The 13,223-nt window shown below is 75.0% G+C and carries 11 protein-coding genes and 1 riboswitch; of the genes, 5 read left to right on the forward strand and 6 right to left on the reverse strand.

All coding sequences use genetic code 11. From position 1 onward, the window contains the following. Nucleotides 1-160 precede the first annotated feature (160 nt). From gcvH to AB6N24_RS13550, 3 genes are all read left to right on the forward strand, one after another. On the forward strand, nt 161-544 hold the full coding sequence (gene gcvH / locus AB6N24_RS13540; protein ID WP_412869918.1) for a glycine cleavage system protein GcvH: 384 nt from the start codon (nt 161-163) through the stop codon (nt 542-544). A gap of 326 nt (nt 545-870) precedes the next feature. Further along, nucleotides 871-1,107 (forward strand): LuxR C-terminal-related transcriptional regulator, encoded by a 237-nt coding sequence (locus AB6N24_RS13545; RefSeq protein WP_412869919.1) that lies wholly within the window; start codon nt 871-873, stop codon nt 1,105-1,107. Between the two features lie 492 nt (nt 1,108-1,599). Beyond that, complete coding sequence (locus AB6N24_RS13550; RefSeq protein ID WP_258725322.1) at nt 1,600-2,022, forward strand: (deoxy)nucleoside triphosphate pyrophosphohydrolase; 423 nt, start codon at nt 1,600-1,602, stop codon at nt 2,020-2,022. A 102-nt stretch (nt 2,023-2,124) separates the two neighbouring features. Here AB6N24_RS13550 and AB6N24_RS13555 read toward each other — a convergent pair whose 3' ends face one another. Beyond that, nucleotides 2,125-3,414: a sensor domain-containing phosphodiesterase gene (locus tag AB6N24_RS13555; protein WP_412869920.1), complete on the reverse strand. Its 1,290-nt coding sequence runs from the start codon at nt 3,412-3,414 to the stop codon at nt 2,125-2,127. Nucleotides 3,415-3,711: 297 nt separating this feature from the next. Between AB6N24_RS13555 and AB6N24_RS13560 the strand changes: the two genes are divergently transcribed. Both AB6N24_RS13560 and AB6N24_RS13565 read left to right on the forward strand, forming a co-directional pair. Further along, nucleotides 3,712-4,167, forward strand: coding sequence for an Hsp20/alpha crystallin family protein (locus AB6N24_RS13560; protein ID WP_412869921.1), 456 nt, complete (start codon nt 3,712-3,714; stop codon nt 4,165-4,167). Nucleotides 4,168-4,332: 165 nt separating this feature from the next. Next, nucleotides 4,333-6,531, forward strand: coding sequence for a hypothetical protein (locus tag AB6N24_RS13565; protein WP_412869922.1), 2,199 nt, complete (start codon nt 4,333-4,335; stop codon nt 6,529-6,531). A 186-nt stretch (nt 6,532-6,717) separates the two neighbouring features. Here the strand turns inward: AB6N24_RS13565 and metE are convergent, their stop codons facing one another. From metE to AB6N24_RS13590, 5 genes are all read right to left on the reverse strand, one after another. Then, nucleotides 6,718-9,069, reverse strand: coding sequence for a 5-methyltetrahydropteroyltriglutamate--homocysteine S-methyltransferase (gene metE / locus AB6N24_RS13570; RefSeq protein WP_412869923.1), 2,352 nt, complete (start codon nt 9,067-9,069; stop codon nt 6,718-6,720). A gap of 13 nt (nt 9,070-9,082) precedes the next feature. Continuing rightward, on the reverse strand, nt 9,083-10,165 hold the full coding sequence (locus tag AB6N24_RS13575; RefSeq protein WP_412869924.1) for a methylenetetrahydrofolate reductase: 1,083 nt from the start codon (nt 10,163-10,165) through the stop codon (nt 9,083-9,085). A 67-nt stretch (nt 10,166-10,232) separates the two neighbouring features. After that, nucleotides 10,233-10,327: riboswitch (SAM riboswitch) on the reverse strand. Between the two features lie 235 nt (nt 10,328-10,562). After that, nucleotides 10,563-11,222 carry a histidine phosphatase family protein gene (locus AB6N24_RS13580; protein WP_412869925.1) on the reverse strand — a complete coding sequence of 220 codons (660 nt, stop codon included), beginning with the start codon at nt 11,220-11,222 and terminating at the stop codon, nt 10,563-10,565. Between the two features lie 256 nt (nt 11,223-11,478). After that, nucleotides 11,479-12,093 (reverse strand): DNA-3-methyladenine glycosylase I, encoded by a 615-nt coding sequence (locus AB6N24_RS13585; protein WP_412869926.1) that lies wholly within the window; start codon nt 12,091-12,093, stop codon nt 11,479-11,481. A gap of 296 nt (nt 12,094-12,389) precedes the next feature. Beyond that, the coding region (locus tag AB6N24_RS13590; protein WP_412869927.1) for a TetR/AcrR family transcriptional regulator C-terminal domain-containing protein at nt 12,390-13,223 on the reverse strand (834 nt) is incomplete at its 5' end.

Genomic DNA, 13,223 nt, shown 5'->3' on the forward strand with positions numbered 1-13,223 from the left:
GACGCGCGCACGGCCGCACGCCCGCCCGGCTCCACCGGGCGCCGACGACCGGGCGCGACCTGCCGGGGCCCGACCCGCTCGACCCCGGCCGCTCGACCCGCTCGACCCGACCGACCCACGACGACCCCGCCCCGGCGGCCCGACCCGACAGGACACCTCCATGAGCGCCTTCCCCGAGCACCTGCAGTACACGGTCGAGCACGAGTGGGTCGACACCCGCGCCGGCGCCGGTGCGCCCGCGACGGTCGGCATCACCTCGACCGCCGCCGACGCGCTCGGTGACATCGTCTACGTCGAGCTCCCGGCGGTCGGCGAGGCGATCACCGCGGGCGCCGTGATCGGGGAGATCGAGTCGACGAAGTCGGTCTCCGAGCTGTTCTCGCCGGTCTCCGGCACGGTCGTCGAGGTCAACGAGGCGGTCGTGGAGACCCCCGAGCTCGTCAACTCGGACCCGTTCGGCGCCGGGTGGCTGCTCAAGGTCGAGGTCACCGAGACCGGGCCCGTGCTCACCGCCGAGGAGTACGCGGCGCAGGTCGCGGGCTGACCCGCGAGGGCGCGCGCCTGCGTCGGTGTCCGGGCTCGCTCGCGCCGCCCGACGCCGGAGTCCGCCGGCGCGCTGCCCCGAAGGGCGGTGATCGTCCGCGACGGCTGGTCCGAACGGGTGAATCGGGACCTGCCGTCATCGTCCGTGTATCTCCGTGACCTGCACGTTCACCTTCGAGTGTCGCCCCGCGCACGACCCGCGGCGACGCCGGGGGTGATCCGTGGGTGATTTTGGCGTCATATCGGCCGCACCTGCCGATCTCATCCGGTAACAGCCGCACGACACGGCGCCGGGCCACCGGACGCCGTCCGGACCCGGAGGACACCATGAGCATCCTTGAGGCAGACCGCACCGTCACGACGCCCCTCGCGGAGCCGCTGACCCGACGCGAACGCGTCGTCCTGTCCGAGCTCGCCGAGGACGTCACGCTCGAGGAGATCGCGACGCGCCTGTTCGTCACGCGCAACACCGTCAAGTCCCAGGTGCGCAGCGTCTACCGCAAGATCGGCGTCTCCACGCGCGCCGAGGCCGTCGCCTGGGCCGTCGCCGCCGGCCTGCGCTGACCCGGCACCGATCCAGCCGCACCACCCCGCCGGTCCCACGACCCGGCAGCACCACGCACCTCACGCACGCCGCACCCGCTCCACCGCACGCACCGGTCGTACCCCCGGTGCGCCGGCACGGACGCGAGCCGACGCCGACGTCGGCGGCTCCAGCCGCACCACCGCGACCGCGCGGACATCACGCCGCGCGACCCGCCCAGAACGTCTCGACCGCGTGGACCTCGTGCCGCGCGACCTGGCCCCACCGTCTCGACCGTCTCGACCGCGTGAGGCGGCACCGCTCGGCGCGCGCGCCCGAGCTCGTCGCATGGCGTCGCCGAGCCGCTGACTCGCCCGAGCCCGTCGCGCACCTCGGCCCCTCGCGCGCCCGTCACGCGCCTCGGCCCCCCACGCGCCGGAGCCGTCACGCGGCTCGGCCCCTCGCGCGCCCGAGCCCGTCACGCGCCCGAGCCCGTCACGCGCCCGACATGCATCACTGGCAGGATCGCCCGCATGACGCGTCCTGTGCTCGTGGTCGCCGCGGCGATCGTCGACGACCTCGACTCCCCCCGGGAGCTGCTCGCCGCCCGCCGGTCCGCGCCCGCGAGCCTCGCCGGTCGCTGGGAGTTCCCCGGCGGCAAGGTCGACCCGGGGGAGAGCCCCGAGGAGGCCCTGCACCGTGAGCTGCGCGAGGAGCTGGGCGTCCGCGTCGGCCTGGGGCACGAGCTCGTCGGACCGGACGGCGGCGCGTGGCGCCTCACCGACACCTACGTCATGCGGCTGTGGATGGCCGAGGTGGTCGACGGGATCCCCGAGCCCCTCGTCGAGCACGACGCACTGCAGTGGCTCCCCCTCGGGCAGTGGACGACGGTCCCGTGGCTCGACGGCGACGTCCGGATCGTCGAGGCGCTCGCCGCCCAGTACGTGACGGACTGACCGGCCGGCGCCGGACGCGGGCCGCGGCGGCGAACCTCCAGCGCGCCGCGGCGGTCCCGGCGGCACCGCTCGGCCGCCCGCGCGCGGCCCCGGCGGAACGCCTCAGCCGCCGCCGGACGCCACCGCCGTCGCGCGGTGCGGCAGGCCGGCCCACCGCGGCTCGCGGCACGGCTTCTCGAGGTAGAACCCCTGCCCGAGGCCGACCCCCAGGTCCAGCAGCGAGACGAGCTCGTCCTCGGTCTCGACCCCCTCCGCGACCACGAGCGCGCCGGCGACGGCGCAGAACCGGGCGAGCGCCCCGACGAGGGCCTGCCGGACGGGGTCGCTGTCGACGCCGCGCACGAGCTGCATGTCGACCTTGACGAGGTCGGGCCGGAGGCGGAGCACGTGCGTGAGGCTCGCGTACCCGGCGCCCGTGTCGTCGACGGCGAGGCGCAGCCCGGCGGCACGGTGCGGCGCGAGGGCCCGCTCGAGCGCGTCGTAGTCCGCGACCGGGGCGTACTCGGTGAGCTCGAGCACGACGCGCGACACGTCGACGTCGTCGAGGAGCTCGTCGAGCGCGCCGACGACGAGGTCGGGGGAGAGGTTCACGGCGATCGCGCAGCCCGGCGGGACCGCCCCGGGCGTGCGCAGCGCGTCGAGCGCGCACCGGGCGGACGCGACCTCGAGCTCGCGGCCCAGCCCGACGCTGTGCGCCGCGGCGAACCAGCCGGCCGGCGCGCGGTCGGACGCCTCGAAGCGGGTGAGCGCCTCCGCGGCGACGGCCACGCCCGTGGTCAGCTCCACGATGGGCTGGTAGACGGCGTGCCGGCCGAGCCCCGAGCAGAGGGCCGTGACGTGCGTGTGCAGCGCGGCCCGCTCGCGGCGTGCCGCGCCCTCGCCGAGCGCGCGGTGGTGCAGGTCGTCGACGACCTGGGCGACGAGGCGTGCGGTGGTGAGCGCGTGCTCGTCGAGCTGCGGGGCGACGCCGCTGCTGATCAGGCACAGCATGCCGTTGGGGGTCCCGTCGGGTGCGTGCAGCGGGACGCCGAGGTAGGAGCCGATGTGCAGCGCCAGGGTCACGTCGAGCCAGGTGGCCGCCGGCACGTCGCGGGCGTTCGGGATGAGCGCGGGCATCGTCCCGTTGAGCACGCGCGAGCAGTACGCGTCGTTGAGCGAGGTACGGGTCCCGACGGCGGGGCCCTGGTGCCCGGGCTCGACGTCGACGATGCGGAACACCTGCTCGGTCCCGACGAACTCGCTCGTCCAGCCGACCTCCATGTGCACGTGCTGGCGCAGCAGGTGGACCAGGCGGGCGCAGGCGTCCTCGAGGTGCGCGTCGTCCTGGTGCGCGCGGGCGATGGCGTCGATCTCGACGGCGAGGTCGTCGCCGCCCGTGCCGGTCACGTCCATCCCGACCTCCCGCTCCGGTGGCGGTCCCCCCGGCCGCCTCCTGCGAACGAGGCTAGCCCCGTGCGGGCGAGCAGGCCGGACGACGGCGTGCAGCGACCTCTCGCACCGCGAAGGACGACGGCGGAGACCGGGCGTCGGCGTCCTGCGTCCAGCGGATCGGAGGCTGCGCAGGGGTTGGCACTCGCAGGGGGAGAGTGCTAAAAAAGAGACGTAGCCAGTCCCCGCCGGACGGTTCCGGAGGGGGCCCGTACCGAGGCGTCGGACGGTCCGGTGCCTCGCCGCGAGGAGGTGATGGTCGTGGCTACGCGATTCGACCCGTTCCAGGAGATGGACCGGCTCGTCGGTCAGGTGTTCGGCTCCGCACGCGCCGCAGCGTCCATGCCGCTCGACCTGTTCCGGTCGGGGGACCACTACGTGCTCCACGCCGACCTCCCGGGTGCCGACCCGGGCACCATCGACGTGAACGTCGAGGACCAGACGCTGACGATCCGCGCGCAGCGCACCCACCAGGGTGCCGAGGGCGTGCAGTGGCTCGTGCAGGAGCGTCCGTCCGGCACGTACGTGCGCCAGCTGACCGTGGGTCGCGGCCTCGCGCTGGACAAGATCGAGGCCACGTACGCCGACGGCGTGCTGTCCCTGACGATCCCCGTCGCCGAGGAGGCGAAGCCGCGCCGCATCGAGGTGCAGCACGCCGCGTCCCAGGCGGCTGCGATCACGCAGTCCGGCGAGCCCGCCGGGTCCACGACGAGCTGACCGCCACGGCAGCGGCCCGCGGAGGTCCGCGGAGGTCCGCGCGCGATGGTGACCGGGGGCCGGGACGGGATGCGTCCGGGCCCCCCGCGACCGACGAGGGCCGCCCAGGTGAACGGTGCGGGAAACGGCGTCCGTGACCGCGGTCATAGCCCTACGCTCTGCGTCATGCCCCCCCGCTCACGAGGCGCTCTCGCGGCTCTCCTGGCCCTGTCCGTCGCCGTGTGCGGCTTCGTCCTCCCGGCTGCCGCGGCTCCCGGGTCGGCTGGCGACGTGCTCAGCGTGTCCTCCCGCCGGGGCATCCACTTCCCCGGTCGCCTGCTGGTGTCCTCACCCGAACTCTTCGACGCGACTCCCGGCGACGTGGGGCGGGACACGCTGACGATCGAGGTCAGGGCGGCGGAGGGCGGATCGCCCGTGACGCTCGTGGTGGCGGCGCCGCTAGACAGCCCGAGGCTCGTCGTCGGCCCTCGGTCGACGAGAGCGGCGGCGACCTCCCAGACCCCGGGGCTCCAGCTCTCCGGCTGGTGCGACGAGACGGGCGACGGGACGATGGACGTCCTCGACGTCGAGCACGACGCGGACGGTCGGCTGTCGGGCCTCGCGCTCGACTACGAGCTGACCTGCACCGGCGCGACGCCGATCCTGGGGACGCTGCGCTGGTCCAGCGACGTGCCGTACCGGGAGACGGTCTCCGCGCGACTCCCGTACCACGTGGCTCCTGTCGGCCGGACGGCCCGGGGGACCGCCACGCTGACGAACGCGGGCACGGCGCCGCAGAGCTACGGGGTCACGACCGCCGACGTGCGCCCGCTCCCGCTCGTGATCGACCGCGACGGCTGCGCGGGGGCGACGCTGGCACCGGGCGAGACCTGCACCGTCGACTTCAGCGCTGTCGTGACCAGCACGTCCTACTACTCCGCGCACCTGCATACGCCCGACGAGTCGGTCGTGGGTTCCGTGTCCACCTACGTGGTGATGCTCCCGGAGGACTCGTGGCCCAAGGCGACGCTGACCGCACGCCCCGAGCGCCTCGCCGTGACCCTCTCGGCCGGCCCGGGCGACGGCGGCACCTTCCGCGTGCTGCGTGCGGCGGGGGACGGCCCCGAGGTCACCGTCGCCGACGACGTCACGCTGCCCTGGACCGACACCGCCGTGAACGCGGACACCGTCTACACGTACCGCGTCCGGAGCACGCAGAACGGTGGTGCCTTCCAGGCGTCCGAGCCGGTCACCGCGCGTCCCTTCCCGGCGCCGCAGGGCTCCGAGGGTGCGTACGTCGCCGTCGCGCCCGAGCGCGTGATGGACACGCGCAACGGCACGGGCGTGCGCGCGGGCACGGTCGGGCCCGGGGAGACCGTCACGTTCGACCCGGCCGCAGCCGGCGCGGTGCCCCGCACCGGGGTCCGAGCGGTGCTCCTGAACGTCACCGGCACCCTGCCGACGGCGCTGACGAACGTGCGGGTCTGGGCGTCGGGCACCCCGATCCCCGGGACGTCCTCGCTGAACATGCGGACGGGGGAGACGCGCGCGAACCAGGTCGTGGTCCCGGTCGGGGCGGACGGTCGCGTCTCGCTGAACAACGCGGTCGGCCGGACGCACCTGATCGCGGACGTCCAGGGGTACTACTCGACGGCCTCCGGGCCGGGCGGTGGCGGCTACCACCCGCAGGACCAGGCGCGCGCCCTCGATACCCGCCTCCAGGGCGGTGCGCTCGACTCGCTCGAGGAGGTCTGGGTGCCGTTGAGCGGCGTGCCGGAGGGCGCCGAGGCGGTCGACGTGAACCTGACGGTGACGATGCCGACCGGGGTGGGGCACCTGGTCGCGTGGTCCGGCGAGGGTGCCGCACCGAACGCGTCGCACGTGAACTTCGTCCCCGGGCAGACGATCCCGAACCACGCGGTCGTGCCGGTCTCGCTCGGCGAGGACGGCGCGCCCGGGATCGTGGTCCGCAACAACAGCGGCGGTCGGACGCACGTCATCGTCGACGTCCAGGGGTGGTACGACGACGGCTCCCTCCCCGACGGGATGCGGTTCTACCCGCAGACCCCCACCCGCCTGATGGACACGCGACGGGCGGGCCCCGTGAAGTCCGACGGGGAGACGCTGCGCCTCTCGCGTGACGTGCTGCCCGCAGGGGTCGTGCAGGTGGTCAACGTGACCGTCACCGACGCCCTCGGGGTGGGCCACGTCATCGCGTGGAGCGGCGACGGGACCGTGCCCACGACGTCGACGGGCAACTACGCCCCGGGGGAGACGGCGCCGAGCATGGCGACGGTCACGGCCGCGCCCGCCGGTGGCATCGCCCTGACGGTCCGGGGGGCGACCGCGCACCTCATCGTCGACAGCATCGGGGTCTTCTACTGACCCGCTGACGCTCCGCTGATGGCTGGTGGCGCCCTTCGACGCACCGACGCCCGGCACCGCCCGTCGGCAGGGCGGCCCGGTGGCTCCTCGGGCGTCGGGAACGCCGCAGGCCGCGGACCCGGGAGGGTCTGCGGCCTGCCGCGTCGGTGCTGCTGGTCCCCGGCGCCGGACCGTGGCGCCGGTGGGTCAGGCGAGCGTCGCCCGGACCGCGCGCGTCGCGGCGAGGATGCTCTCGAGCGAGGGCGTGACCTCGGCGTAGCGGCGGGTCTTGAGGCCGCAGTCGGGGTTGACCCACAGCTGGTCGAGGTCGATGGCCTTGACCGCCGCCGTGAGCAGCTCCTCGACCTCGTCCTCGCCCGGCACGCGCGGGGAGTGGATGTCGTAGACGCCCGGGCCCACGGCGCGCGGGTACCCGGCGTTCGCGATGTCCGCGAGGATCTCCATCTTCGAGCGGGCGGCCTCGATCGATGTCACGTCCGCGTCGAGGCCGTCGATCGCGCCGACGATCTGCCCGAACTCCGAGTAGCACAGGTGCGTGTGGATCTGGGTGTCCGGGCGCACGCCGGCCGTCGAGAGGCGGAACGAGCGGACCGACCAGTCGAGGTACGCGGCGTGGTCCGCGGCCTTGAGCGGGAGCAGCTCGCGCAGCGCCGGCTCGTCGACCTGCACGATCGCGATGCCGGCCTCCTCGAGGTCCGTGATCTCGTCGCGCAGGGCGAGGGCCACCTGGTTCGCGGTGTCGCCGAGCGGCTGGTCGTCGCGCACGAAGGACCACGCGAGGATCGTCACCGGGCCGGTGAGCATGCCCTTGACCGGCTTGCTCGTGAGCGACTGCGTGTACTGGGTCCAGCCGACCGTGATGGGAGCCGGCCGGGAGACGTCGCCCCACAGGATCGACGGGCGGGTGCAGCGCGAGCCGTAGGACTGGACCCAGCCGTTCTGCGTCACGGCGAACCCGTCGAGGTTCTCCGCGAAGTACTGGACCATGTCGTTGCGCTCGGGCTCGCCGTGCACGAGGACGTCGAGGCCGACGGTCTCCTGGAGCTCGACGACGCGGCGGATCTCCGCGCGCATCTCCTCCTCGTACTGCTCGGTGCTGAGCTCGCCCTTGTCGTGCGCCGCGCGGGCCTTGCGGATCTCCGGCGTCTGCGGGAACGACCCGATGGTCGTCGTGGGCAGCGGCGGGAGGTTGAGGCGCTCCGCCTGGGCCGTCTTGCGCTCGGCGAACGGGCCGCGGTTGAACGCGTCCTCGGTGAGCGACGCGACGCGCTCGCGCACCTCGGGGCGGACGACGCCGGGCGCCGTGGCGCGCGAGCGGACCGCGTCCGACGCCTCGAGCAGCTGCGTGTGGATCGCCTCGCGGCCCTCGGCGAGGCCCTCAGCGAGCGTGACGATCTCGGCGACCTTCTGGTCGGCGAACGCGAGCCAGGACTTCAGCGTCGCGTCGAGCGCCGGCTCGTCGTCCAGCGTGTGCGGGACGTGGAAGAGCGACGTCGACGTGCCGGCCGCGACCTGCGCCGCGCCCAGCGTCTCGAGGCGCTCGAGCACCTCGAGCTTCGCGGACAGGTCCGCGCGCCAGATGTTGTGTCCGTCGATGACACCGCCGACGACGACCTTGCCCGCGAGGCCGGGGACGGCGGCCGTGGGGGCGGCACCCCGGACGAGGTCGAGCGCGACACCCTCGACGTCGGACGCCGCGACGACGTCGAGGCTCTCCGCGAGGTCCGCGTACGGTGCGGCGACGAGGATCGCCGGGCGCTCGGGGCGCGCGAGCTCGGTCGCGAGCACGGTGTACGCCTGCGTGAACGCCTCGCGGACTCGGTCGAGCGGGACGTCGAGGGACTCGGAGACGAGCGCGGGCTCGTCGAGCTGGACCCAGGTGGCGCCGGCCTTCGCGAGCTCGCGCAGCACCGTCGCGTACACGGGCAGAAGGTCCGCGAGGCGGTCGAGCGGCGTGAAGCCCTCGGGCGCGGTCTCGGTCGGCTTCGCGAGGGCGAGGTACGTCACCGGGCCGACGAGGACCGGGCGCGTCAGGACGCCGTCGGCGAGGCCCTCGACGAACTCGCGGACCGTGCGGTCGCTCGCGTAGCGGAACTCCGTCTCCGGACCGATCTCCGGGACGAGGTAGTGGTAGTTCGTGTCGAACCACTTGGTCATCTCGAGGGGCAGGTCCTCGCCGCGGCCGCGGGCGACCGTCGAGTAGCCCGCGAGGTCGAGGCGACCCTCGGCGTCGACGAGGTCGGCGAAGCGGGCCGGGACGGCGCCCACGAGGTTCGTCGCGTCGAGCACCTGGTCGTAGAACGAGAACGCGCTCGGGATCGCGGGCACGTCGGTGCGCAGGCCCAGGCCGGCGAGGTGCGTGCGGGTGCGCTTGCGCAGGTCGGCGGCGACCGCCTCGACCTCCTCGGCGGACGTCTTGCCGGCCCAGAACGCCTCGATGGCCTTCTTGAGCTCGCGGCGGGGACCGATGCGCGGGTAGCCGAGGATCGTCCCGGCGGGGAACTCGGGCAGCGCGGACGCGGGGGTGGTGCTCGTCATCGTGGGTCCTCGATCAGTTCGTGGGGGCGGGGACGGGGCTGGGTGAGCCGGCCTGCGGCCTGGGGGTCCGGTCGGGAGCTGTCGGAGCTCCGCCGCCGAGGTGTGCACCCTCGAGCAGGTCCAGCGCGGCGTGGTGGGTGTTGTAGGTGTAGACGTGGACGCCCGGGGCGCCGCCGTCGAGCACGGCGTTCACGAGGTCGACGCTCGCGCGGATGCCGACCCGGTGCCGCTCGGCGTCGTCGTCGACCGAGCCGAGCCGCTCGAGCAGCGGCCGGGGGACCGGGACGCCGGTGAGCGCCTCGACCCGCAGGAGCCGGGCGGGGTCGGTCGTCGGGATGATGCCGGGGATGATCGGGATCGTGACGCCGGCCTCACGCGCCTCGGCGACGAGCTCGAGATAGCTGCCCGCGTCGTAGAAGACCTGCGTGATCGCGAAGTCGGCCCCGGCCTCCTGCTTGGCGAGCAGCGCCGCGACGTCCTGCGCGCGCGTGCTGCCCGTGCCCGCGTTGCCGCGCGGGAACGCGGCGACGGCGATCGACAGGGGACGCACGGTCGCGCGGACCTTCTGCGCGAGGCTCTGCCGGCACCGACGCTCCTCGATCTCGCGGAGCAGCGCGACGAGCTCGCTCGCGGTCTCGAGGCCGTCGGGGTGCGGGCGCCAGTCGGCCTGGTCGGCGGGCGGGTCCCCGCGCAGCGCGAGGAACGACCGGACACCCTCGTCGAGGAACTCCTCGACGACCGCGGTGACCTCGGCGCGCGAGGTCCCGACGCACGTCAGGTGCGCGATCGGGTTGAGCGACGTCTCGCGCAGCAGGCGGCGGACGAGCCCGCGCGTGGTGGTGCGCGTCTTGCCCGCTGCCCCGTAGGTCACGGAGACGAAGTCGGGGCGGGTCTCGCCGAGCGCCTGGATCGTCGCCCACAGCTTCGGGGCGGCGTCCGGGTTGCGGGGCGGGAACAGCTCGAACGAGACCGTCGGCCGGTCGACCGGCGCGAGCACGTCGCGCGCACCCGGGGCCGTGCGCAGGGAGTCGCCGGTCGGGGCGTCGCGCGGGACGGGGGGTGCGTCGGGCGCGGCGTCGGTCACGGGGGCGCTCATGAGGCGGTCCGTCGCGGGGTGGCCGCCCGGGAGGGTCGCGGACACGGGGACGTGCACGTCATCGTCAACTCCATCGAACCTGGCGGAAGCACCCACACCCTCGTGAGAGGGGGGTTGCTGCGGCGTCGACGAGCCAGGACTCTCGGCCGCTCTGGATGGTGAGCCGAGCATAGGGCTGGTCCCGCATGCTGAGCAATGCCTCTCACCAACCGAGATGAGGCCGTCCACGCTCGGAGGTACGCCCGCGACGGCGAGCGCCCGGGACGCGACGAGGGGGCGTGCGGCTGGCTCGGGGGCCGTGCGGGTCGGGCGAGGTGCGGGTCGGGCGAGGTGCGGGACGGGCGACGTGCAGGCCAGGGGGTGCCCGGTGGGCCGGTCCAGGTCGTGCGGCTCCGGGTCAGGCGATCGAGGCCACCGGGGTCGGCGTGCGCATCGGGCGGGCCGCGATGTGCCCCTGTCCGGCGACGTCGACGGCGACGCTCGTCAGCCGCGCCGCGCCGTCGGGCTCCACCTCGACCGTCGAGACGGACGCGTTCGGCAGCGGCACGAGACCCACCTCGTCGACCGTCGCCAGGTAGGCGCCGAGCGCGAGCCCGTGCCCGACGACGAGCACGTGCCCGCCGTCGCCGTGCTGGGCGGCGATCCGCGCGAACACGTCCCGGGTCCGGTGCATGAACTCCGCACCGGGCTCGCCGCCCGGCAGCCCGGGGTGGCGGCCCGCGAGGACCTCCGTGACGAGCTCGGGCCACGCGACGACGTCGTCGAGCACGCCCTCGTGCTTCCGCTCGTAGATGCCGAAGCTGTACTCGAGCAGCCCGGGGTCGGTGCGCAGGCGGACGTCGGGGTGGTGGCGGAGCAGCTCGACGGCGGTCGCGACGGCCCGCCCCGAGGGCGAGGACCACGCTGCGGTGAACGGCGTGCCGGCGAGGTGCCGGGCGGTCGTGCGGACGCCCGCACGACCGTCCCGCGTGAGCGGCGAGTCGCAGCGTCCCTGCATGATCCGGCGTGCGTTGAAGTAGGTGCGCCCGTGGCGGACGAGCGTCAGCGTGAGGGTCATCGGTGCCCCGCTCTCTCTCGTTGTCGGTCCGACGCTAGGGAGCACGTGTGTCGGGCGGACGACGCCGGCGTGACGAACAGGCGACGATGTGCCAGCGGCCAGCGGCCAGCGGGCAACCACCAACGACCAACGACGACGCGGCTCGCGTCCGACGTCCGACGTGCGACGTCCCACGTGCCACGTGCCACGTGCCACGTGCCCAGTGCCGCGCGCCGCCTACCGCGCGCCGCGCTCCCGTGGCCGTGGCTGACCTCGCTCAGCGCCCCGCGACGACCGGGCAGCCCGCGAGGTGGTCGTCGACCAGGCCGCACGCCTGCATCGCCGCGTACACGGTCGTCGGGCCGAGGAACCGGAAGCCCAGGCGCTTGAGCTCGCGGGCCAGCGCCTTGGACTCGTCGGTCTGCGCGGGCACGTCGCTCCAGGTCGCGGGGCGCTGGCGCGACCCGGCGACGGCGTCGGCCGGGGCGAACGACCAGACGACCTCGTCGAGCGTGCGCCCGGCCTCGTGCAGCGCGAGGACGGCGCGGGCGTTGGCGATCGTGGCCTCGATCTTGGCCCGGTTGCGCACGATCCCCGCGTCGGCCAGGAGCCGGGTGACGTCCGCGTCGTCGAACCGGGCGACCGCCTCCGGCTCGAAGTCGGCGAACGCGGCGCGGAACGCGGGCCGCTTGCGCAGGATCGTGATCCAGGCGAGGCCGGACTGGAAGCCCTCGAGGGCCAGGCGCTCGAGCAGCGCACGGTCGCCGTGCACCGGCACGCCCCACTCCTCGTCGTGGTACGCCTCGTAGAGGGGGTTGCCGTCGCCGAAGCAGCGCGCGCCGGGGGTCGCCAGCGGGACGGCCGCCGGCTCGGGGGTCTCGGTCGGGGTCATGCGGCGATCCTGCCGTGCGCCGCCCACGCCGGGACGAGTCCGTGCGGGGTGTCTGGCTCGACGCTCCTCTGGGGCGGGCGGTGGGTGCGTCACCGCGGGGCCGGCCCGTGCGGCGGACCGCCGGACACGCCCGCCTGGGCCGGACGCCGCCCGCTGAGCCGGACACGCCCGCTTGCGCCGGGCCCGTCCGTCCGTGGCCCGGGCCCGTCCCACCGCGGAACTGGCTCCGTCCCACCGCGGCCCGGGCTCCGTCCCACCGCGGACCGGGCTCCGTCCGAACGTGAACCGGAGCCGACCTACGACGCGGCGCCGGCACCCGACCGCCCGGCGACGAGCGCCGCGACGCCGTCGAGGATGAGCCCTGCCCCGAAGTCGAGGTCGGGGTCGTCGGGCGTCGGGTCGTCGAAGGCGAACGCACCCTCCTCGACGGCCAGCGCGAGCGCGGGGTGCTCGTCCGGTCGCACGAGGGCCGCGATGATCGCGCCGTAGTCGGCGACGCGCGGGGTGTCGTCGTCCTGCGGCTCGGCGGCGGCGCTCTCGTAGGCGGTGAACTCGCTCGCGAGCCGTGCCTCGCTGAGCGCGTGCGACGCGAGCAGGGCGGCGACGCCGAGCTTCTCGGCCGCGTGCAGACCCGTCCCGTCGAGCGCACCGACCATCGCCTCCATCCACGCGAGGCGGTGCGGGCCGGTGGCGTGCAGGGCGGCGTCGCTCTGCGCGAGCCAGGGGTGCGCCCGCAGGACCGGGCCCTGTGCGCGCACGAGCTGTTCGAGGCGGGGCCGCCAGCCGTCCGGCGCTCCGGGCTCGGGCGCCGGGGGCGGCCCGACGGCGGAGTCGGCCATGAGCGCGAGGACCTCGTCCTTCGACGAGACGTAGCGGTACAGGGACATCGTCGTGAAGCCGAGCGACTCGGCGAGCCGGGCCATGGACACCGCGCCGAGGCCCTCGGCGTCGGCGAGCGCGACGGCGGCGTCGGCGATGCGGTCGAGCGTCAGGCTCGGGCGCGGGCCGCGCCGGGGCGGCTCGGCGGCGCGCCAGAGGACCTCGACGTCGCGGGGCAGGCGGACCGGGCGCTCGGGAGTCTCGTCGGCGGGGGCGAGCCCGGCGCGGGCGGCTCGGCGCCGGGCCTCGGC

The sequence above is a fragment of the Cellulomonas jepli genome (assembly GCF_047229345.1).
Taxonomy (GTDB): domain Bacteria; phylum Actinomycetota; class Actinomycetes; order Actinomycetales; family Cellulomonadaceae; genus Cellulomonas_A.

Excerpts from the sequence above, each read along its gene's own strand:
- gcvH (WP_412869918.1), top strand. The coding sequence starts at position 161 with ATGAGCGCCTTCCCCGAGCACCTGCAGTACACGGTCGAGCACGAGTGG.
- AB6N24_RS13545 (WP_412869919.1), top strand. The coding sequence starts at position 871 with ATGAGCATCCTTGAGGCAGACCGCACCGTCACGACGCCCCTCGCGGAG.
- AB6N24_RS13550 (WP_258725322.1), top strand. The coding sequence starts at position 1,600 with ATGACGCGTCCTGTGCTCGTGGTCGCCGCGGCGATCGTCGACGACCTC.
- AB6N24_RS13555 (WP_412869920.1), bottom strand. The coding sequence starts at position 3,414 with ATGGACGTGACCGGCACGGGCGGCGACGACCTCGCCGTCGAGATCGAC.
- AB6N24_RS13565 (WP_412869922.1), top strand. The coding sequence starts at position 4,333 with ATGCCCCCCCGCTCACGAGGCGCTCTCGCGGCTCTCCTGGCCCTGTCC.
- metE (WP_412869923.1), bottom strand. The coding sequence starts at position 9,069 with ATGACGAGCACCACCCCCGCGTCCGCGCTGCCCGAGTTCCCCGCCGGG.
- AB6N24_RS13575 (WP_412869924.1), bottom strand. The coding sequence starts at position 10,165 with ATGAGCGCCCCCGTGACCGACGCCGCGCCCGACGCACCCCCCGTCCCG.
- AB6N24_RS13580 (WP_412869925.1), bottom strand. The coding sequence starts at position 11,222 with ATGACCCTCACGCTGACGCTCGTCCGCCACGGGCGCACCTACTTCAAC.
- AB6N24_RS13585 (WP_412869926.1), bottom strand. The coding sequence starts at position 12,093 with ATGACCCCGACCGAGACCCCCGAGCCGGCGGCCGTCCCGCTGGCGACC.